Origin of the sequence: Sphingomonas sp. PP-CC-3A-396, assembly GCF_004343105.1 — a bacterium.
Classification (GTDB): Bacteria; Pseudomonadota; Alphaproteobacteria; order Sphingomonadales; family Sphingomonadaceae; genus Sphingomonas.
The window spans coordinates 223,076-242,381 of the sequence record NZ_SLYF01000006.1; the positions used below are offsets into that span (position 1 = coordinate 223,076).

Consider the following 19,306-nt stretch of genomic DNA (forward strand, 5'->3'; position numbering starts at 1 on the left):
TTGTGCCACCATGGCTTCGGGAAGGGCGATAATGCCGGATCTTGTTGAGAAAAGTCCTGAAGCTACAGCCTGGCTGAAGGAGGTTTTAGCTGCTTATCCCAAAGGAGCTGTGTTTGGTCGCGTTGCGAGTTCGGTGATTTGGTCAAATGCGACCGACTCCGATGGAGCTTTGCTCGTGCCGGTCGATCCGTTCGAACTCGCGGCTAAGATCAATGACAAACCCTTTCCACTCCTTCTCCGCCACGTTCCTGGGCGACCGATGGGAAAAGTCCTTGTCGCCAAAGTATTCGAAAACTTATCTGGAGAAATTTTCGTCGCAGCCGTGTTGGGCCTTTAATCGGATCGTGCAGTGCGCCGCGGTGCGCAAGGATGGGTGGACCAAGGCACGGCGCGAGGGGTTTTTCGCGATGCTGAGCGCGACGTGCAACGTGCGCGCTTCGGCGGCGGCGATGGGGATGACCGATTGTGGCGCCTATTATCTGCGGCGGCGCGACCCGGTGTTTGCGGCGCAGTGGCGGGAGGCGCTGGCGGAGGGTTATGGTCGGCTCGAACAGGCGTTGATGGCGCTGGCGCTGGAGGGGATCGACCCGGCGCCGGTGATCGAGGCGGGGATCGAAGAGGTGCGGGCGGCGACGTGCGGCGAGGCGAAGACCGAGGGCTTCGGAGCCGAGCGGCGGCGCGCGGAAGAGGCGGCTCGGGCGGCGGACGGTGGCGGGGACGCGGTGGTTCCGGGCGGCGGGCGCGAGGCTGGCGCTGGTGCGCGAGGTGGCAATGGCGTGATCGTGGGGTCGCCGGGTGGTACGCCGACCATAACGAGTGTCGATCTGGCGCTGCGGTTGTGCAGGTGTTGCGCGACGTGGATGGGGGCGCGGCGGAGTTGTTTGCTTTGCGGCCCGAGCGAGTGGCGGTGGAGGCGGATGCCAGCGGGTGGCCGGCCGCCTATCGCTACCGGGTGGGGGAGCGGGTTACGCGGTTGCATGCGGATCCGGTCCGGCCTGAGGTGATCCACCTGAAGAGCTTTAATCCGGTCGATGACCATTATGGGTTGGCGTTCGGGGTGCCGCCGATGTTGCTCGGGCTGCCGGGGGACAATTCCTACGCGAATTACCGGGAGGCCAATCGGGCGCTGTGGCGGCTGGCGATCTTGCCGCTGGCGACCGCGGTGCTGGGTGGGATCGCGCAGGGGCTGGGTGCGTGTCCTGGCCGCGGGGTCTGCCGGACGGGTTGCCGAGGCTGAGCCTGGCGACGTGCTGTTGATGGCGGCGGGGCCTGGGCAAATCCATCTGGGGATCAGGACGGCGGGCGGGTTCGTGCATGCGGATGCGGGACTGCGGCGCGTGGTGGAGCGGCCGAGTGTGCCGCCTTGGCCGATCCTGGGCGTGTGGCGGATGGGGGTGTGACATGGCGACCTTGGTATTGACCGCGGTGGGGAGCGCGGTGGGCGGGCCGATCGGTGGCGCGATCGGCGCGCTGATCGGGCAGTCGGTCGATCATGCGCTGTTCGGCACGCGCAAGGAGGGGCCGCGGCTGACCGAGCTGGCGGTGCAGACCTCGTCCTATGGCAGCCAGATCCCGAAGCTGTTCGGGACGATGCGCGTGGCGGGGACGGTGATCTGGGCGACCGACCTGATCGAGAGTCGTGCGACGTCGCGTTCGGGCAAGGGGCAGCCCAGCGTCTCGACCTATTCCTATGCGGCATCGTTTGCGGTGCTGTTGTCGGCGCGGGCGGTGCTGAGGGTGGGGCGGATCTGGGCGGAGGGGAAGCTGCTGCGCGGGGCGGGCGGCGACTTCAAGACGCGGACCGGGTTCCGGCTGCATCTGGGAGGTGAGGATCAGGCGGCGGATCCGTTGATCGCGTCGGCGGAGGGGGCGGGGACTCCGGCGTATCGGGGGGCCGCTTATGCGGTGTTCGAAATGTTGGAACTGGCGGATTTCGGGAATCGGATTCCCTCGCTGACGTTCGAGGTGATTGCCGACGAGGGGGTGGTGCTGGTGTCAACGATCGCGACGGCGCTCGCCGGCGAGGTTTCGGGGACGGCGGCGCTGGCGGTGGGCGGGTTTGCGGCGTCGGGCGGGAGCGTTCGCGCGGTGCTGGAGATGCTGGGGAAGGCTGGCGGGGCCTGGTTTGCGCCTTCGGGGGCGGGGTTGGTCATGCGGGACTCGGCAGGGGTGACTGTCGCGCTAGCCGATGAGGGATTTGCGGTGTCGGGGAAGGGCGTGCGGCGCGCGCGCGCGGTGGCGGCGATCGAGACCGTGCCGCGGACTGTGACGGTCGGCTATTACGACGCGGCGCGCGATTACCAGGCGGGTCTGCAGCGCGCGCGGCGACCGGGGGCGGGGGTTCGCGATGAGCGGACCGATGTGCCGGCGGTGCTCGAGGCGGGCGCGGCGAAGACGGTGGCGGAGGCGATGCTCGCGCGGGCCGAGGCCGGGCGGGTGCGGCGGACGGTAGCGGCCGGGTTCGGGGCGATGGCGATCGCGCCGGGCGCTTGCGTGACGATTGCGGGCGAGGGCGGCGTCTGGCGGGTGGCCGATGTTAGCATCGAGGGAATGGTCACGACGCTGGGGCTGGTGCCGCTGGTCGCGGCTTCGGTTTCGGCGACGGCGACGAGCGGGCGGGTTTCGGGGGCGGTCGATGCAGTCGTCGGCGCGACGATCGTGCGGGCTTTCGAGGTTGCGGGGTTGGAGGAGGCGCCGTTGACCGCGCCGCGGATGACCGTGGTGGCGGCAGGGGCGGGCGCGGCGTGGCGGCAGGCGGCTTTGCTCTACAGCGTCGATGATGGGGTGAGTTGGGTGGCGGCCGGAGCGACGGCTGCGCCTGCGGTGCTGGGGACTATCGCGGTGGTGGCGTCGGGGGCGCCAGCGACTTTGGTGGATCGTCGGGGGGCGTTCGAGGTCGTGCTGGCGAATGCGGACATGGAACTGGGCGATGCGGATGCGGCGGCGCTCGATCGTGGGGTCAATCTGGCGCTGATTGGCGACGAACTCGTCCAGTTTGGGCAGGCGGAACCTTTGGGCGGCGTGCGGTGGCGGTTGAGTGGGTTGCTGCGCGGGCGGCGGGGGAGCGAGGCGGCGGCTGGCGCGCAGATGGTCGGCGACCGGTTCGTGCTGCTTCAGGCGGAGGCGGCGCGCACGTTCGACCTGCCGCTGTCGGTGCTCGGTCGCGAGATGCGCGTGATGGCGTCGGGGGTGGGCGACGCCACCCCGGTCGAGACGCGGTGCGTGATGCGGGGGGCGTCGGTGGTGCCGCCGTCGCCGGTGCATCTGCGCTGCTTTGCCGAAGCGGACGGGAGCGCGACGGTGAAGTGGACTCGGCGCAGCAGGGCGGGGTGGCGCTGGATCGACGGCGTCGACGCGCCGCTGTCCGAGGAGGTCGAGGCATACCGCGTGACCGTCACCGCCGGGGGAACCGCACGCGAGGTCGAGCCGGCCGTCCCGTTCGTGACGGTGACCGCGGCCGAGCGTGCTGCCTCTGCCAGCGTGTCTGTCCGGCAGCGCGGCGTCTTCGGCGAGTCGCTGGCCGCGGACCTGATCGTACCGGCCTGAAAATCGAACGGGCCTGGAAAACCGAACGGGCCTGAAAATCGAACGGGGGAACGAATGATGAGTGACGACATCACATCGCGGCTGGCATTGCCTTTGCTGCAGCCGGGACAGGCGCAGAAGGAAACGACGCATAACGAGGCGCTCGCGCTGCTCGACCTGGCGGTGCAGGCGAGCGTGCTGGCGGTGGGAACCAATGCGCCGCCGGCCGCGCCGGTGGCGGGCAGCGCGTGGATTGTGGGTGCGGCGCCGACCGGTGGCTGGGCCGGGCAGGCGCGGGCGATCGCGGGGTGGACGAGCGGCGGGTGGCGGTTCGTCGTAGCGCGCGAGGGGATGACGGTGTGGAGCATCGCCGATGGCCAATATGCGCGGTTCAGCGGCGGGGCCTGGACGATCGGGGTGCTGGCAGGGTCGCGCGTCTCGATCGGTGGAGTCGACGTGGTCGGCGCGCGTCGGGCGGCGATTCCCGATCCGACTGGCGGCACCGTCGTCGACAGTCAGGCGCGGGCGGCAATTATCGCCATATTGGGCTGTTTACGCGGCCACGGGTTGATTGGGGCCTGAAACACCCCAAAAACTGTGTCGTTCCGGCAACACCTCTAACTTTTGTGAACTTGCGTGGAAACAAGCCCGAGGATAGGGAGTTTGCGATGTCCGTGTGACACTCATGAAAGGGGATTAGTATGCGGAAGCTTGCCGTCGTTCTGGCACTCGCCTCCACCGCACTCGCCACTCCCGCCCTCGCCCGCGACAAGTCGTGGTACGTAGGCGTCGAAGGCGGTGCGATGATCGTTGAAGACATCGACTATGATATCGGCGCATTGAACAATGCCGGTTCGGTCGATCATAACTATGGCTACGATGTCGACGCCGTAATGGGCTACGACTTTGGCGGTTTCCGCCTCGAAACCGAAGTCGGCTACCGCAAGGCAACCGTGGACGGCTATTCGTCGACCACGACCACGCCGTTCTTCCAGGGTACCGCTCGCGGTAACGCAAACCCCGGCAACTACGACTATGCTGGTGGTTCGTCGTCGGCGCTCAGCTTCATGCTGAACGGCCTTCTGGACTTCGGTCCGGACGATGGCATCCAGGGCTTTGTCGGCGGTGGTGTTGGTGTTGCTCGCGTCAAGGCGCAGTACGCACTCAACAACAGCGGCGACTTCCTGAACGACTCGGACACCGTGTTCGCGTATCAGGGCCTGGCCGGTATCCGCGCACCGCTGACCGACCACATCGACGCGACGCTGAAGTATCGTTTCTTCAACGCCGAGAACGTCAAGCTGGTCGACGTTTCGAACCGCGTGTTCGACGGTCGCTATCGTTCGCACAGCATCCTTGGTGGTGTGACGTACAACTTCGGCGAGCCTGCTGCTCCGCCGCCGCCGCCGCCGCCGCCGCCGCCGCCTCCCCCGCCTCCTCCGCCGCCGCCGGCGCCGGTCGAAGTGGTCTGCTCGCCTGGTCCGTTCATCGTGTTCTTCGAATGGGACAAGTCGGACATCACGCCAGAGGCAGCGTCTATCCTCGACAACGCGATCACGCAGTACCAGTCGTGCGGCAACGCACAGGTCATGCTCGCAGGTCACGCGGACAAGTCGGGTTCGGCTTCGTACAACGTCGGTCTGTCGCAGCGCCGCGCAGATGGCGTGAAGGCATATCTGTCTTCGCATGCCATCCCGGACAGCGTCATCTCGACGGAAGCATTCGGCGAGAGCCGTCCGCGTGTCGAGACCGCCGATGGCGTTCGCGAAGTGCAGAACCGTCGCGTGGAAGTCACCTACGGTCCGGGTTCGGGCCAGTAAGACTTTCGCCAACCGGCTCTCGGGTCGGTTACGGAATGAAGATCGGGGAGGTCAGCGCAAGCTGGCCTCCCTTTTCTTTTGTGCGTCGCGCATCAGCTTGTTGGTTGCGGGGACGGCGGTTTGGGCCGGCGTCGATTTTGTTCACGCGGAGGCGCGGAGGCGCGGAGGCGCGGAGAGTAAGAGTGGAGATGGCTCTTTCCGGGTGAGCGCACCCGCGAATGCGGCTTTCGATGATCGGCTTCGCCGAGGCGGGGCGATGACGGGAAACGCTGCCCAAAACCTGCTTCTTACTCTCCGCGCCTCCGCGTCTCCGCGCGAACAAAATCAACGCTTGGACCGTTCGCGACGGCGGTGTTTGGCGGAACGTCGATGTATTCACGCGAAGGCGCAAAGGCGCGAAGAGGATACGCGTGTAGCGGGGCTCTCTCACGGGATTTTCAGGGCTGCCGCAGGTGTGGGAGGCGGAGCGCTTGGCTGGGGCCGACATCTTCGCGCCTTCGCGCCTTCGCGTGAACACATCTATCGACGCTTCACCACGACGGATCGCGGTTGTAGTGCAACGGGCTTGGCGAGGAGATGCAGATGAAGCCGCTGATTGGCCGGGATACGCGGCTGTGCATGTCGCTGTCGGCGCGGCCGGGGAACTTTGGGACGCGGTTTCATAACCGGCTGTACGAACTGACCGGGTTGGATTTCGTCTACAAGTCGTTCTCGACCACCGATCTGGACGCGGCGATCGGCGGGATCCGGGCGCTGGGGATCCGTGGGTGTGCGATCTCGATGCCGTTCAAGGAGGCGGTGATCCCGCTGCTCGACGGGCTGGCGCAGACCGCGAGCGCGATCGATAGCGTCAATACGATCGTCAACGACGATGGCGTGCTGACCGGGCACAACACCGATTACGGCGCGGTGGTCGATCTGGTCGCGGATCTCGATCGCGCGATGCCGTTTGTCGTGCAGGGCTCGGGCGGGATGGCGAAGGCGGTCGCGGCGGCGCTCAGCGACAGAGGGTTTCGCGACGGGACGATCGTCGCGCGGAACGAGCGGGCGGGGCGCGCGCTGGCGGATCTCTATGGGTATCGCTGGGCGGCGGTTGCCGAGGGGGAGGTGGCGTTGCTGATCAACGTCACGCCGCTGGGGATGACCGGGGCGGATGCCGAGGCGCTCGCGTTTCCGGCGGCGATGATTGCGGCCTGCGAGGTGGCGTTCGACGTTGTGCAGTATCCGATCGAGACGCCGTTCCTGCGCGCGGCGGCGGCGGCGGGGAAGCGGTGCATTACCGGCGCGGATGTCGCGACGTTGCAGGCGGTGCAGCAGTTCGTGCTGTATACCGGGGTGACGCCCGATGCGGCGCAGGTGGCGGATGCGGGCGCCTGGGCGCGCGCTAACTCTTGAGTGCCAGAGCCAGTAATCCTCCCCCGCAAGGGGGAGGTGGCTGGCCCTTGCCAGACGGAGGGGAGGCTGGCGCCACGCATGTTTCGTGTCCTCCCCCTCCGTCACCTTCGGTGCCACCTCCCCCTGGCGGGGGAGGATCGTGGGGGGCTTGTTAGGGCGTTTCTACCAGTGCTGCGGCTAGCCAGGGTGGCGTCAGCGCGTCGCCGAGCGACTCGACGCGGCGGTGTTCGACCATCAGGGCGAGGTCGGGGTAGGTGACCCGTGTGCGGGCGCTCGGTTCGGTGAAGGGCGCGACGACGAGGCGGCGGTTGACCTTGGAGCGGTGGTGCATCCGCGCGGTGTTCTCCTGGCCTACGTAACACCCCTTGGTGAAGCTGACGCCGTTCAGCTCGCGTGCGTTGCATTCTAGCCAGAGCGTCTCGCCGCTGCCGAGTTCGGCGATGCCCTCGGTGACGCCGAGTGACAGACGATGCTCGTGCCAGCCGGTTGCCGGGTCGCCGGCGGGGGCGAGCCAGCGGCGGCCGAGTTCCGCGAGGCGTGGGTCGGGGACGCCCTGAATGCCGGTCGGGGACCAGTGGACCCTGGCGTCGTCGGGCTGGAGCGTGATCTTGCGACGCAGCCGGTAGAGCGTCAGGCGCTTGGTCAGCGCCTCGGCTTGCGCGGCCTCCGCGTCGATCAGCACGTCGTCGCCGTCGGCCCAGAGAATGAAGTCGAACAGCACCTTGCCCTGTGGCGACAGGAGTGCGGCCCAGGCGGGTGTGTCGGGGGTCAGCAACGCGGTGTCGGCGGTGATCAGCCCCTGGAGGAAGCCCCGCACGTCTTCGCCGGCGACGCGGATCACGCTGCGATCTGGCAACATCGTTGCGGGCATCGTTACGGGTGCGGCTTGGTCCATGCCTACCACCTAGTGTGCGGGGCGCGATTTCCAAGCGGGCGGCGTCTGGCATCTCGCTGCGCAGGCCGATAGGAGGGCCTCATGACCGAGCGCCTCACGATCCGCCGCCCCGACGACTGGCACGTCCACCTGCGCGACGGCGCGATGCTGGAGGCGGTCGCGGGGCATACCGCGCGGCAGTTCGCGCGCGCGATCATCATGCCCAACCTGACGCCGCCGGTGACCTCGATCGAGGCCGCAAAGGCCTATCGCGAGCGGATCATGGCCGCGTTGGATGGTAGCGAAGGGGGGGGGGCGAACTTCACGCCGCTGATGACGTGCTATCTCACCGATGGCACCGATCCCGCGGAGCTCGAGCGCGGTTATGCCGAGGGCGTGTTCACCGCGTGCAAGCTGTACCCGGCACATGCGACGACCAATTCCGCGCATGGCGTGACCGATATCCGTGCACTGACCGGCGTGCTCGAGACGTTGCAGCGGATCGGCATGCCGCTGCTGATCCACGGCGAGGTGACCGACAAGTCGATCGATATCTTCGACCGCGAGGCGGTGTTCGTCGAGCGCACGCTGGCGCCGCTGGTGCGCGACTATCCGGGGCTGAAGATCGTGCTGGAGCATATCACGACCGCGGAGGCGGCGGCGTTCGTGGCCGAGGCGGATCATCCGATCGGCGCGACGATCACGCCGCAGCACCTGCTGATCAACCGCAACGCGCTGTTCGACGGGGGGCTCAGGCCGCACGCTTACTGCCTGCCGGTGCTGAAGCGCGAGACGCATCGGCTCGCGGTGCGTGCGGCGGCGGTGTCGGGATCGCCGCGGTTCTTCCTGGGGACGGACAGCGCGCCGCATGTCGTCGGGGCGAAGGAGTCCGGGTGCGGGTGTGCGGGGATCTTCAATGCGCCGTTCGCGCTGGAGGCCTATGCGCGGGTATTCGACGAGGAGGGGGCGCTCGACAGGTTCGAGGGGTTCGCGTCCGAGCATGGCGCGCGGTTCTATGGGTTGCCGTTGAACGAGGGGACTGTGACTTTGGTGCGCGGCGATGCCGAGGTGCCGGCGTCGATCGGGTCGGGGGAGACGGCGGTGGTGCCGTTCCTCGCGGGAACCAATGTCGGGTGGCGGTTCGAGGGGTAGGGCGCGGTGCCGTTGTCCTGACTATGCCTTCAGCCGGTCGAGCCACAACCGGGCCTCCTTCTGTTCGCCGACCGCGCTGGCGCTGACCGGGCCGCGGGCGGCGAAGAAGTCGCGGTGGAGCGCGAAGGGTTCGAGCATCAGCCGCTCGCGCATCGCGGCAATGTCGTCGCCCATCTCGGTAAGTGCGTCGATCGTCGGTGCGATCGCGGCGCGGACGCGGCGGTCCGGCGTGCGGTCGAACAACCCGAGCGAACCGGCGGCGGTCTTTTCCAGCGCCGCGATCAAGGTCGCGCGATAGTCGGTTTCGAGATCCTCGCGCTGGGCGTCGAGGCGGGCGAGGCGGTCGGGTTTTGCCATGATCCCGGCCTAGCGTGTCGGCCGGGATGGTCAACGCGCGCCTGCCTCGCCTGACGGACTGTTCCGACGATCCGGCGACGCAATTGCGCGCAGGTCATTGCGCACGCCCGCTTTACCCCCGATGTTGTCGGCCATGAGCGACGATGTCTCCGCTGGCGTGACCGCGGTTCTCGGCCCGACCAACACGGGCAAGACGCACCTCGCGATCGAGCGGATGTGCGCGCATTCCAGCGGCATGATCGGCTTTCCGCTGCGCTTGCTGGCGCGCGAGGTCTATGACCGGGTGGTCGCGATCAAGGGGGCCGGGCGTGTTGCGCTCGTTACCGGCGAAGAGAAGATCGTCCCGCCCGATGCACGCTGGTTCCTGTGCACCGCCGAGTCGATGCCCGATCGTGACGTTGCGTTCGTCGGGCTGGACGAGGCGCAACTGGGGGCGGATCCCGAGCGCGGGCATGTCTTTACCGATCGCCTGATGCGCGCGCGCGGGCGCGAGGAGACGATGATCCTCGGCTCGGAAGCCTTGCGGCCGATGATCAAGAAACTGGTGCCCGGCGCCGAGATCGTCAATCGGCCGCGCTTCTCGACGCTGACCTATGCCGGCGCGAAGAAGATCAGCCGGTTGCCCAAGCGCTCGGCGATCGTCGCGTTCTCGGCGGAAGAGGTCTACGCGGTGGCCGAGATGCTGCGGCGTCTGCGCGGCGGTGCGGCCGTCGTGATGGGGGCGCTCAGCCCTCGGACCCGCAACGCGCAGGTCGCGATGTTCCAGGCGGGCGAGGTCGACTATCTGGTCGCGACCGACGCGATCGGGATGGGGCTCAACATGGACGTCGCGCATGTCGCGTTCGCGAGCCTCAACAAGTTCGACGGCAAACGCCAGCGTCGCCTGACGGTGGCGGAGATGGCGCAGATCGCGGGGCGTGCCGGGCGGCACCAGCGCGACGGCACGTTCGGCGCGCTGTCGGACGATGGTCCGGGCGCGTTCCTGCCCGAGGAAGTGCTGGCGATCGAGGAACACCGGTTTCCGCGGCTAGAGAACCTGTACTGGCGGCAGGGCGAGCCCGACTTCTCCAGCATCGATGCGCTGGTGGCGAGCCTGGAGGCGCGGCCTCCCGCGGGTGTCCTGCGCGCCGCGCCTCAGGCGCTGGATCTGGGGGTGTTGAAGCGGCTGGCCGAGGAGGGCTGGGTGCGCGAGCGGGCGCGGCATCCGGCGATGGTTGCGCGACTTTGGGCGGCGTGTGGCTTGCCCGATTTCCGCAAAGTCGGTCTCGATCCGCATGCGCGGTTCGTGTCGCGGGTATTCGGGCATCTGAGCGAGGGGCGCGGGCATATTCCGCACCAGTGGTTCGCGGACGAAATCGCGCGGCTCGATACGGTGGCGGGGGACGTGCCGGTGATCGCCGGGCGGATCGCGGCGACGCGGATCTGGGCGTATATCGCACAGCGCGCCGACTGGCTGGCCGAGCCTACGCTGTGGGCGGCGCGGACCGCGGCGCTGGAGGAGCGGCTGTCGGATGCGCTGCATGCGAGCCTCACGCAGCGGTTCGTCGACAAGCGCACGACCGCGCTGATGCGCCAGATCGGCGCTGATGCAGGCGCGCTGCCGGTGGTGATCGGGCCCGAAGGCGAGGTGATGGTCGAGGATCATCCGATCGGGCGGCTCGACGGGTTCCGGTTCACGGTGGCGGCGGATGCGCGGGCGAGCGACAAAAGGTTGTTGCTGGCGGCGGCTGAAAAGCGGCTGACGGGCGAGCGCTCGCGGCGTGGGCAGTCGCTGGTCGATGCGCCGGACCCCGATATCGCGCTCGACGATGCGGCGCAGGTGATCTGGGCGGGGCATCCGGTGGCCAAGCTTGGTGCGGGGCCGTCGTTCGCGCGGCCGAAGCTGATCCTCGATCGGTCGCTCGACTGTCTCGACAAGGCCGCGCGGGAGCGGATTGAAGCGCGGCTGGCGCTATGGCTTGCCGGGATGCTGAAGCGGCGGATCGCCGTGCTGGTCCACCTAGCCGAGGTGAGTCGCGATCCGAACGCGACGCCGGCGTTGCGCGCGGTCGCCAGTGCGATCGAGGAGGCTGGCGGGATCCTGCCGCGGTTGCCGATGCGGCTGGCGCTCGATGCGATCGATCCCGAGGAGCGCAAGCGGTTGCGCAAGATCGGCATCACGGTCGGGGCGCTCGACCTGTTCGATGCGCGGTTGCTGAAGCCCGAGTCAGCGCGGTGGCGGCGTATCCTTGCGGCGGCTCGCGGTGTGACGATCACCGCCCCGCGCGATGGCGCGACCGTATTGGCGCGGGGCAGCGATGGTGCTGTCCTCGAGGCGGGGTTCCGTCCGCTGGGCTTGCGGGCGGTCCGGATCGACCTGATCGAGCGGATCGCGCGGGCGGCGCACGATTCGCGGCAGGGTCGCACGCCGTTCGCGCCCGATCCGGCGCTGGCGACCTCGATGGGTGTCGATCCGGCGTCGCTGGAGCGGTTGATGGCGGAACTCGGGTTCAAGGCGCTGGCGGGGGATGCGCCGCGCTGGGTCTGGCGTGGGCGGCCCCCGGCGCGGGCTGTGGCGCCGACGCCGATCGATCCTTCGCGGCAAAACGCCTTTGCCGGGCTTGCCGCACTGGTTCGCCATGGTTGAAGGCGCGATGCGGATCGATCGGTTCCTGTGGTTCGTGCGGCTCGCGAAAACGCGCAGCGCCGCGCAGGCGATCGCGGAGAGGGGGCATCTGCGGATCGACGGGCGGCCGATCGATCGCGCGCATTGCCCGGTGCGGGTTGGGAATGTGCTGACGTTTGCGGTGGAGGAGCGGGTGCGGGTGATTCGGGTGGAGGCGCTGCCCGCGCGGCGCGGGCCGGCACCTGAGGCTCAAGGATGCTATCAGGATTTGATCGCGGGGCGGACACCGGCGGGAACGGTGCGCGATCCTGCGTCGGAATGATCCTCGACCCGATCGATAACCGGCTCGAACGACAACGTACCTAATAGTTCGTCATGCCGGGCTCGTTCCGGCATCCACCGCGCCGCACAGTCGATAGAGTTTGGTTCGCGGGACCGTGGACCCCGGAACCAGTCCGGGGAGACGGAGTGGTTCTGGCCGCACCTCGGCCAACGCCGGCCTTGATATGCTCCCATGCAAGGGGGTGACGTAGAGAGAGGTAGGCGATCACCGCCGTTGCGTGTCCTCCCCCTCCGTCTGGCAAGGGCCAGCCACCTCCCCCTGGCGGGGGAGGATACGAGGGTGGCAAAGCTTGATAACGTGTCGCAGAAGGCTTGCTATGATTGACGCGACCGGCCTGCGCGCATAGTCGCTGGCGCGTTCGTCGCCGGAAAGGAATCCGGCCCAGGAGTTCTGCAATGACCTACGTCGTCACCGATGCCTGCATCCGCTGCAAGTACATGGACTGCGTGGAAGTGTGCCCGGTCGACTGCTTCTACGAAGGCGAGAACATGCTGGTGATCAATCCCAGCGAGTGCATCGATTGCGGCGTGTGCGAACCCGAATGCCCCGCCGAGGCGATCCTGCCCGACACGGAAAGCGGGCTGGAGCAGTGGCTCGAGCTGAACACGACGTTCTCGGCGCAATGGCCCAACGTCACGCGCAACGACAACCAGACCCCGCCGGATGCCGACGCGATGAAGGGCGTCGAGGGCAAGTTCGACAAGTATTTCTCGCCCGAGCCCGGCGCAGGCGACTGATAAGAGGCGGCGAATCCCGAAAAGGGCAAGCCGTCTGCCACGTTCGGCTGGTAATTTTGTTGCAAAGCTGCTAGATGGGTCCGCGACGGGCGCGATGATTCACGTCATCCGCTTGACGTACAGACCTATCCCTCCCCCGATGCAGCAGCGACGAGTCCTTCGTCGAGGCGTCGCGTGGAGGCCTGATCCGGAAAGGCCCCAAATGGCTGCCAAGGCACTGTCCTTCGATGTCGGTGATTTCGTCGTTTATCCCAAGCACGGGGTCGGCCGTGTGATCGAGCTCCAGCGCTCGGAAATCGCCGGCATGACACTGGAACTCTACGTCCTCCGGTTCGAGAAGGAGCGCATGACGCTCCGCGTGCCGACCAACAAGGCCGAAAGCGTCGGCATGCGCAAGCTGTCGTCCGACAAGACAATGCGCGAGGCGATGGATACGCTCAAGGGCAAGCCCAAGGTCAAGCGCACCATGTGGTCGCGCCGTGCGCAGGAATATGAAGCGAAGATCAACTCGGGCGACCTCGTGTCGATCGCCGAAGTGGTCCGCGACCTGTTCCGTGCCGACGACCAGCCCGAGCAGAGCTATTCCGAGCGCCAGATCTTCGAAGGCGCGACCAGCCGCCTCGCGCGCGAACTGGCGGCGATGGAAGAGCTCGACGAGCCTAAGGCGCAGGAGAAGATCCTCGACATCCTCCGCGCGGCGGCCGCGATCTATAACAAGGACAAGGTGCCGGCTTAACCGCCCGCGCATCTGATCCGAATACGAAAGGGCGGTCCTGCGGGGCCGCCCTTTCGTATGGGTAGTAAGCTCAGCGAACGATCCTCCCCCGCCAGGGGGAGGTGGCACCGAAGGTGACGGAGGGGGAGGACACGGAACCTACGTTACCCTTACCGCCCCCTCCGTCTGGCAAGCGCCAGCCACCTCCCCCTGGCGGGGGAGGATTGCAGCGCACCTCTCCCACCACCCCGGCGAAGGCCGGGGCCCAACTGGGAGGCGTCGCCAACTTAAGGCAGCGCTCCGTTACTCCAGCCTTTCCAATTGGGCCTCCGCCTTCGCCGGGTGGTGCAAGTGGGGGTGGTGCAAGTATTACAAGTATCCGTTGTTATATGGATCGTTCGTTCCGCTAATCTGAACGTAACCTTGCTATAGATCAAGAAAGCGACCGGCAGTCTCGTTACGCCTCAAATCCAGTCGCAGGCTCCATCGCTGGACAACTCTCGCCGCACGGAGCGAACGTCTCGCCGGATATCGATTGTTATTCCATCGACTCTCCGCTGACTGACGCCATCCATGTTTGGAAAGGTTAAGTCTATGCGTACGAATCTCCCGAAATACCCGACGGTCGCCCTGATCCTCATCGCCGGTATCGGCCTTAGCGGTTGCGCCACGAAGGGCTTCGTCCGCGAGCAGATCGCCGTGGTCAACACGCGCATCGACGGCCTGGACGGTCAGCTGCGCACGGTCGAGGGCACCTCCGGCCAGGCACTTGCCCAGGCTCAGGCGGCTGCCGGCCAGTCGCAGCAGAACGGCCAGCGCATCGACCAGCTGACCGGTCGTGTCGACGGCATCGACCAGCAGGTCCAGATGCAGGCCAAGCAGCGCCAGCGCAAGCCGCGCGGCTAAGTCTATCTTCGCACGCGCTTGCATCGACGGACGGCCCTGTTGGACACGCCCATTTTGATCCCGGGCATCTGGTCCACGGGGCTGTTCCGTCGCGTTTGCCGTACGGCCGCGGTCGCTTGGCTGACGCTGGCGCTGGTTGCACCAGTGTCGGCCGCTCCGACGAAGGCTGCGCCGGTTGCGGCCAAGGCGCGCAAGGCCAAGGACCCGGCGCGTTCGCGGACCAAGAGCAAGAGCAAGAGCAAGGCCAAGGCCGTGGCCGTGGTGGCGCCGCCATTGCTGCTCCCCCCGCAGTCCGAACCGGCGAGTCGCATGCTCGCGTGGATCGCGGCCGAGCACGATAATAAGGGCCTGCCCTATGTCGTGATCGACAAGCCGGCCGCGTCGCTGCTCCTGTTCAGCGCGAAGGGTGAGTTTCTCGGCCAGACGCCGGTATTGCTCGGCGTCGGGATCGGGGACGATTCGTCTCCCGGGGTCGGTGCGAAGAACCTTGCCGACATCGGTCCTGCCGAGCGGACCACGCCGGCAGGACGCTTTGTCAGCAAATTCGGGCGTGCCTTCGGTCATCAGCGCGTGATCTGGGTCGATTATGCCAATTCGGTCGCGCTGCATGCGGTGATCACCACGCACAAGAGCGAGCACCGCGTCGAGCGACTGTTGTCGCCAACGCCCGACGACAACCGGATCAGCTTTGGCTGCATCAACGTCGGCACCAAATTCTATACCGGCAAGCTCACGCCGCTGTTCCAGAAGAAGGGCGGGGTCGTCTATATCCTGCCCGACACCAAATCGCTCGACGACGTCTTCCCCCGGGTGCGCCTGCTGCCCTATGTCGGCGCTGCCGCCGCCAGCTAGAGTGCCCGGCGCGAAGGGACCGTAATGATTTTGCTGATGCTTGCACTCGCCGCCGCCGATCGACCTGCCAGCCGGCCGGTGGTGGTGAGTTCGCTCACCACCCAGCAGCTGCTGGAATATTGCCAAGGCAAGGACGGCGATCCGACCGCCAATTTCTGTACCGGCTATATCCTTGGCGAATTCGACGCGCTGTCGGCATCGGGCGACATCTGCCCGCTGCCGGCCCGCGCCTCGAACATCGAGGTCGCCGCGACGGTGCGGAAGTATCTGCGCGCGCGAGCCAAGAAGACGGGCACCGGCGCGCCGTCCTTCGTCGTCCGCGATGCGCTGCGCGACGCCTATCCGTGCAAGCGCCGCTGACGGCTGGGGTTCCTCCCCCGCCAGGGGGAGGATACTAGGGAACTCACATCCGCCGCCCGCGCAATTTCGCTTTGCAGCCTCCGCGATCAGGTGTATTGCTTGAACAATACACAGGAGGATGCGATGAACTTTCTTGCGCTCGGACTGATCATACCTCTCGCCGCCTGCTCGTTCAGCTGGAACGGCGACAGCGAGGGATCCGGGGTCGCCGCGTCGGGGGCGGGCACGACCCGCACGTTCCAAGTCACCGGTTTCGACCAGATCGACCTGCGCGGGTCGGACGATGTCGACGTCCGCGTCGGTACCGGCTTCTCGGTCCGCGCCGAGGGGCCGAGCGAGCAGCTCGACCGGCTTCGGATCGAGCGTGACGGCGACACGCTCGACATCGGCCGCAAGAACGGGACGGGCTTCGGCTGGAGCAAGGGGGCGAACGTCAAGGTGTACGTCACGCTGCCGCGGCTGACCGAGGCGAACGTCTCGGGCTCCGGCAACATGGCGGTGGACCGCGTCGAGGGTAGCGGCTTTGAGGGCGGCATCGCAGGGTCGGGCAATCTGACGATCGCCGCGGTGCAGGTGGAATCGGCGAAATTCTCGATCGCGGGCTCGGGCACTGCACGCGCGAGCGGATCCGCACGCGATCTGAGCGTCGAGATCGCGGGTTCGGGCAATGTCGAAGCATCGAGGCTCCAGGCGAAGTCGGCCAAGGTCGAGATCGCCGGATCGGGCAGCGTCCGCGCGGTCGTCGACGGTCCGGCCAAGGTCGACATGATGGGCTCGGGCGACGTCGATCTCGGGCCGAAATCGCGCTGCACGATTTCGAAGATGGGTTCGGGGAGCGTGCGCTGCGGGAGCTGAGTCGCGTCGTCCGACTTGCGCGGGGGCGGTGAAGCGGCGACGGTAGGCCCATGAGATACCTGCTCGCGCCGCTGCTGCTCCTGTCCTCGCCGGCGTTCGCGCAAGGATCCGCCCAAGAATCCGGGGCGAGCCGGACGGTCTCGGTCGGCAGCTTCGATCGGGTCCGTGTCGAGGGGCCGTTCGAGGTGCGCGTCACGATCGGCTCGCCGCGCGCGACGATCACGGGCGATTCCCGCACGACCGAAAGCGTGGCGGTCCGCGTCGATGGCACCACGTTGTCGGTACGCAAAGGCACCGGCGGCTGGGGCGAACAGCCGCGCAAGGGGGGCTCGGGTCCGATCGTGATCACGCTCTCGACGCCCGGGCTGACCTCGGCCAGCGTCGAGGCCGGCGGGCGGCTGACGATCGCGAAGATGCGGGGGATGCGCGTCGACGTAACGGTCAGCGGGAACGGGAGCCTGGCGCTGGCGGCGGCGGATACCGACCAGTTGAACGCGACGGTGATCGGCACCGGCCAAATGACGCTCGCGGGCAGGGCCGCCCGGGCGAGACTGGTGACGAGCGGACCGGGCGCGATCGACGCGTCGGCGCTGGTGGTCAACGACCTGACCGTCCACCTCGACGGCGTCGGCGAGACGAAGGCGGCGGCGCGCTATACGGCGCAGGTGACGAACAGCGGGCTGGGGTCGGTTACGGTCACCGGCAATGCGAAATGCCGGGTGGATGCCGCGGCTGGCGGGCCGGTCGTGTGTGGGAAGGCTGGGGCGGGGAACGCTCCGTAAAGGGGGCTATGCTCTCCAAATCGGATAAGAGGATGAACCCGTACTCTGCCTGACGTCCGTCGCCCCAGCGAAAGCTGGGGTATTTCACGGGGCACGCGACGCTCGCCAAACGGGGAGATCGCAGCTTTCGCTGGGATGACGGGGGGCGACCGCTCACCCTCAGATCAGCGCCAACTCCGCCAGCTTCGTCATCAGCGCGGGCGGCATGACATCCAGCCCAGTCGCGTCGCCGCCCAGATCGAGGGGGGCGTCGGCGTCCTCCAGATATCGCCAACCCTGGTGCGCGCGCTTGGGACGGGCCTGGACCAGCACCAGTTTGGGATCGATGTGGATCGCGACGCGGCCGCCTTCCGCCTCACCAAAGCCGAGGATCGGCGAGCGAGCGATCAGCTGGTGTTTGAGGATCCAGAACATCGAACCTTGCCCTGCCACCTCCTCGTGGCGTTTCGGCAGATACCGCGTGGTCAAAAACACCGGCCCTTCCTCGCCGCGCAGGCGGAGCCGCTCGGCGAGATGGTCGACGCTTTCCGCGCCGAACGCGACTTTGGTGAGGTGGAGCGGCATGGCGTTGAAAATGGGCCTTAAAACCGGCCGATCAACCGTGCAGGCCCCATAATGACGCGAGCCCGAGGAACGAGAAGAACCCCATCGTGTCGGTCATCGTTGTCACGAACACCGCCGACGACACCGCCGGATCGATCCGGAACTTGTCGAGCGTCACCGGCACGAGCACGCCGCTTAAGCCCGCGGTCAGATTGTTGGTCAGCATCGCCGCGGCGATCACGATCGACAGATTGACGTTGTGGAAGATCACATACGTCCCGCAGCCGATCAGCGCCCCCAGCATCACGCCGTTCGCCGCCGCGATCCGGAACTCGCGCCCGATCATCCGCGCGGTGTTCGAGCTCGTCAGCTGGTTGGTCGCCAGCGCGCGGACGACCACCGCCAGCGTCTGCGTGCCCGCGTTGCCACCCATCCCCGAGACGATCGGCATCAGCACCGCGAGCAGTGCAAAGCTCGCGATCGTCCCCTGGAACAGCCCGACGACGGACGATGCGACCATCGCGGTGCCGAGATTGACCACCAACCACGTGAACCGCGTCCGCACGGTCAGCCGGATCGGCTCGTTGATGTCGCCATCGCCTGCACCGGCGAGCCGCAGCGTATCCTCGCCCGCCTCTTCGGAGATGATGTGGACGATGTCGTCGACCGTGATCATCCCGACCAGCCGGCCGCCATGATCGACCACCGCCGCCGAGATCAGCGCGTATTTCTGGAAGCGCAGCGCGACCTCCTCCTGATCCATGTCGACCGGGATCAGCGTCTGCTCGCGCTTCATCACGTCGGCGATCGCGATCCCGCGCGGCGTGCGCAGCATCCACGACAGCTGGCACGTGCCGATCGGCTTGTGCGCGGGATCGACGACGAAAATTTCCCAGAAATCGGTCGTCAGTTCCTCGTGGCCGCGCAGATAATCGATCGCGTCGCCGACGGTCCAATGCTCGGGCACCGCGATCAACTCGCGCTGCATCAGGCGACCGGCGGACTCCTCGGCGTAGCTCAGCGCCTCCTCGATCGCCGCGCGATCGTCCGGATCGAGCGCGCGTAGCACCGCGCGCTGCTCGTCCTCGTCCATGTCCTCGATGATCGCGACCGCATCGTCGGTATCGAGTTCGGATGCGAGATCGGCAACCTGGTGCGGCTCGAGCGCATCGATCAGATCCTCGCGGACATAATCGTTCATCTCGGCGAACACGTCGCCGCCGAGCAGATCGGTGACCGCACGCGCGAGGGCCGCGCGATCCTCCTGCGGGGTCAGCTCGAAAAGATCGGCGATGTCGGCCGGGTGCAGCGGCTCGACCAGGGCGCGCGCCGCCTCGTCGTTGCCGTTCTCTACCGCATCGAGCACCGCCCGGACGAATTCGGGCCGCAAATGGTCGTCGCGATCGAGTTGAGTCTCGGGCGCGGTATCGGTTTCGGGCTCGGGAAGCTCGAGTTCGCTCATGGCTGCCTCCCTTAAAAGATGGT

The 19,306-nt window shown here is 67.2% G+C and carries 20 protein-coding genes and 1 pseudogene; 17 read left to right on the forward strand and 4 right to left on the reverse strand.

The genetic code is table 11. From position 1 onward, the window contains the following. The first annotated feature begins 31 nt into the window (after positions 1–31). The 7 genes and pseudogenes from C8J40_RS13470 to C8J40_RS13500 all read left to right on the forward strand — a co-directional run bounded on the left by C8J40_RS13470 (position 32) and on the right by C8J40_RS13500 (position 6,740). Positions 32–337, forward strand: a complete 306-nt coding sequence (locus C8J40_RS13470) for a hypothetical protein (protein ID WP_132897437.1) — start codon at positions 32–34, stop codon at positions 335–337. Positions 338–826: 489 nt separating this feature from the next. Further along, a pseudogene (locus C8J40_RS20370) lies at positions 827–1,189 on the forward strand (hypothetical protein); the annotation flags it as partial. Between the two features lie 67 nt (positions 1,190–1,256). Next, positions 1,257–1,400 (forward strand): hypothetical protein, encoded by a 144-nt coding sequence (locus C8J40_RS13480; RefSeq protein WP_207901225.1) that lies wholly within the window; start codon positions 1,257–1,259, stop codon positions 1,398–1,400. A 1-nt stretch (position 1,401) separates the two neighbouring features. After that, positions 1,402–3,546 (forward strand): phage tail protein, encoded by a 2,145-nt coding sequence (locus tag C8J40_RS13485; protein WP_132897439.1) that lies wholly within the window; start codon positions 1,402–1,404, stop codon positions 3,544–3,546. A 57-nt stretch (positions 3,547–3,603) separates the two neighbouring features. Beyond that, positions 3,604–4,107: a DUF2793 domain-containing protein gene (locus C8J40_RS13490; protein WP_132897440.1), complete on the forward strand. Its 504-nt coding sequence runs from the start codon at positions 3,604–3,606 to the stop codon at positions 4,105–4,107. A gap of 119 nt (positions 4,108–4,226) precedes the next feature. Beyond that, complete coding sequence (locus tag C8J40_RS13495; RefSeq protein WP_132897441.1) at positions 4,227–5,345, forward strand: OmpA family protein; 1,119 nt, start codon at positions 4,227–4,229, stop codon at positions 5,343–5,345. A gap of 576 nt (positions 5,346–5,921) precedes the next feature. Further along, entirely contained in the window at positions 5,922–6,740 is an 819-nt protein-coding gene (locus tag C8J40_RS13500; RefSeq protein ID WP_132897442.1) for a shikimate 5-dehydrogenase, read from the forward strand. A 151-nt stretch (positions 6,741–6,891) separates the two neighbouring features. Here C8J40_RS13500 and C8J40_RS13505 read toward each other — a convergent pair whose 3' ends face one another. Continuing rightward, positions 6,892–7,635: a folate-binding protein gene (locus tag C8J40_RS13505; RefSeq protein WP_243693381.1), complete on the reverse strand. Its 744-nt coding sequence runs from the start codon at positions 7,633–7,635 to the stop codon at positions 6,892–6,894. Positions 7,636–7,716: 81 nt separating this feature from the next. Between C8J40_RS13505 and pyrC the strand changes: the two genes are divergently transcribed. Beyond that, the gene (gene pyrC / locus C8J40_RS13510; protein WP_132897443.1) at positions 7,717–8,766 is read left to right on the forward strand and encodes a dihydroorotase; all 1,050 of its coding nucleotides are present in this window, start codon (positions 7,717–7,719) and stop codon (positions 8,764–8,766) included. Between the two features lie 21 nt (positions 8,767–8,787). Here the strand turns inward: pyrC and C8J40_RS13515 are convergent, their stop codons facing one another. Beyond that, a complete protein-coding gene (locus C8J40_RS13515) occupies positions 8,788–9,123 on the reverse strand; it encodes a hypothetical protein (RefSeq protein ID WP_132897444.1) in 336 nt (111 codons plus the stop codon). A gap of 133 nt (positions 9,124–9,256) precedes the next feature. Between C8J40_RS13515 and C8J40_RS13520 the strand changes: the two genes are divergently transcribed. The 9 genes from C8J40_RS13520 (at position 9,257) to C8J40_RS13560 (ending at position 17,278) form a co-directional block, all read left to right on the forward strand. Beyond that, positions 9,257–11,749, forward strand: coding sequence for a helicase-related protein (locus C8J40_RS13520; RefSeq protein WP_132897445.1), 2,493 nt, complete (start codon positions 9,257–9,259; stop codon positions 11,747–11,749). Continuing rightward, on the forward strand, positions 11,742–12,050 hold the full coding sequence (locus C8J40_RS13525; RefSeq protein ID WP_243693382.1) for an RNA-binding S4 domain-containing protein: 309 nt from the start codon (positions 11,742–11,744) through the stop codon (positions 12,048–12,050). Before C8J40_RS13520 ends, C8J40_RS13525 begins: the two co-directional genes overlap by 8 nt. 416 nt (positions 12,051–12,466) lie before the next feature. After that, positions 12,467–12,808, forward strand: a complete 342-nt coding sequence (gene fdxA / locus C8J40_RS13530) for a ferredoxin FdxA (RefSeq protein ID WP_031393648.1) — start codon at positions 12,467–12,469, stop codon at positions 12,806–12,808. A 202-nt stretch (positions 12,809–13,010) separates the two neighbouring features. Then, positions 13,011–13,544, forward strand: coding sequence for a CarD family transcriptional regulator (locus tag C8J40_RS13535; protein ID WP_056053923.1), 534 nt, complete (start codon positions 13,011–13,013; stop codon positions 13,542–13,544). 573 nt (positions 13,545–14,117) lie between these two features. Then, positions 14,118–14,429: a hypothetical protein gene (locus tag C8J40_RS13540; protein WP_132735164.1), complete on the forward strand. Its 312-nt coding sequence runs from the start codon at positions 14,118–14,120 to the stop codon at positions 14,427–14,429. 39 nt (positions 14,430–14,468) lie between these two features. Beyond that, positions 14,469–15,281 (forward strand): hypothetical protein, encoded by an 813-nt coding sequence (locus tag C8J40_RS13545; RefSeq protein ID WP_347812471.1) that lies wholly within the window; start codon positions 14,469–14,471, stop codon positions 15,279–15,281. Between the two features lie 24 nt (positions 15,282–15,305). Continuing rightward, the gene (locus C8J40_RS13550) at positions 15,306–15,641 is read left to right on the forward strand and encodes a Rap1a/Tai family immunity protein (protein WP_132897447.1); all 336 of its coding nucleotides are present in this window, start codon (positions 15,306–15,308) and stop codon (positions 15,639–15,641) included. Positions 15,642–15,740: 99 nt separating this feature from the next. Next, complete coding sequence (locus C8J40_RS13555; protein ID WP_347812472.1) at positions 15,741–16,496, forward strand: head GIN domain-containing protein; 756 nt, start codon at positions 15,741–15,743, stop codon at positions 16,494–16,496. Between the two features lie 50 nt (positions 16,497–16,546). After that, positions 16,547–17,278: a DUF2807 domain-containing protein gene (locus C8J40_RS13560; RefSeq protein WP_132897449.1), complete on the forward strand. Its 732-nt coding sequence runs from the start codon at positions 16,547–16,549 to the stop codon at positions 17,276–17,278. Between the two features lie 159 nt (positions 17,279–17,437). Here the strand turns inward: C8J40_RS13560 and C8J40_RS13565 are convergent, their stop codons facing one another. Continuing rightward, the gene (locus tag C8J40_RS13565) at positions 17,438–17,842 is read right to left on the reverse strand and encodes a DUF1489 domain-containing protein (protein ID WP_132897450.1); all 405 of its coding nucleotides are present in this window, start codon (positions 17,840–17,842) and stop codon (positions 17,438–17,440) included. A gap of 31 nt (positions 17,843–17,873) precedes the next feature. Beyond that, entirely contained in the window at positions 17,874–19,283 is a 1,410-nt protein-coding gene (gene mgtE, locus C8J40_RS13570; RefSeq protein ID WP_132735174.1) for a magnesium transporter, read from the reverse strand. Between the last annotated feature and the right edge of the window lie 23 nt (positions 19,284–19,306).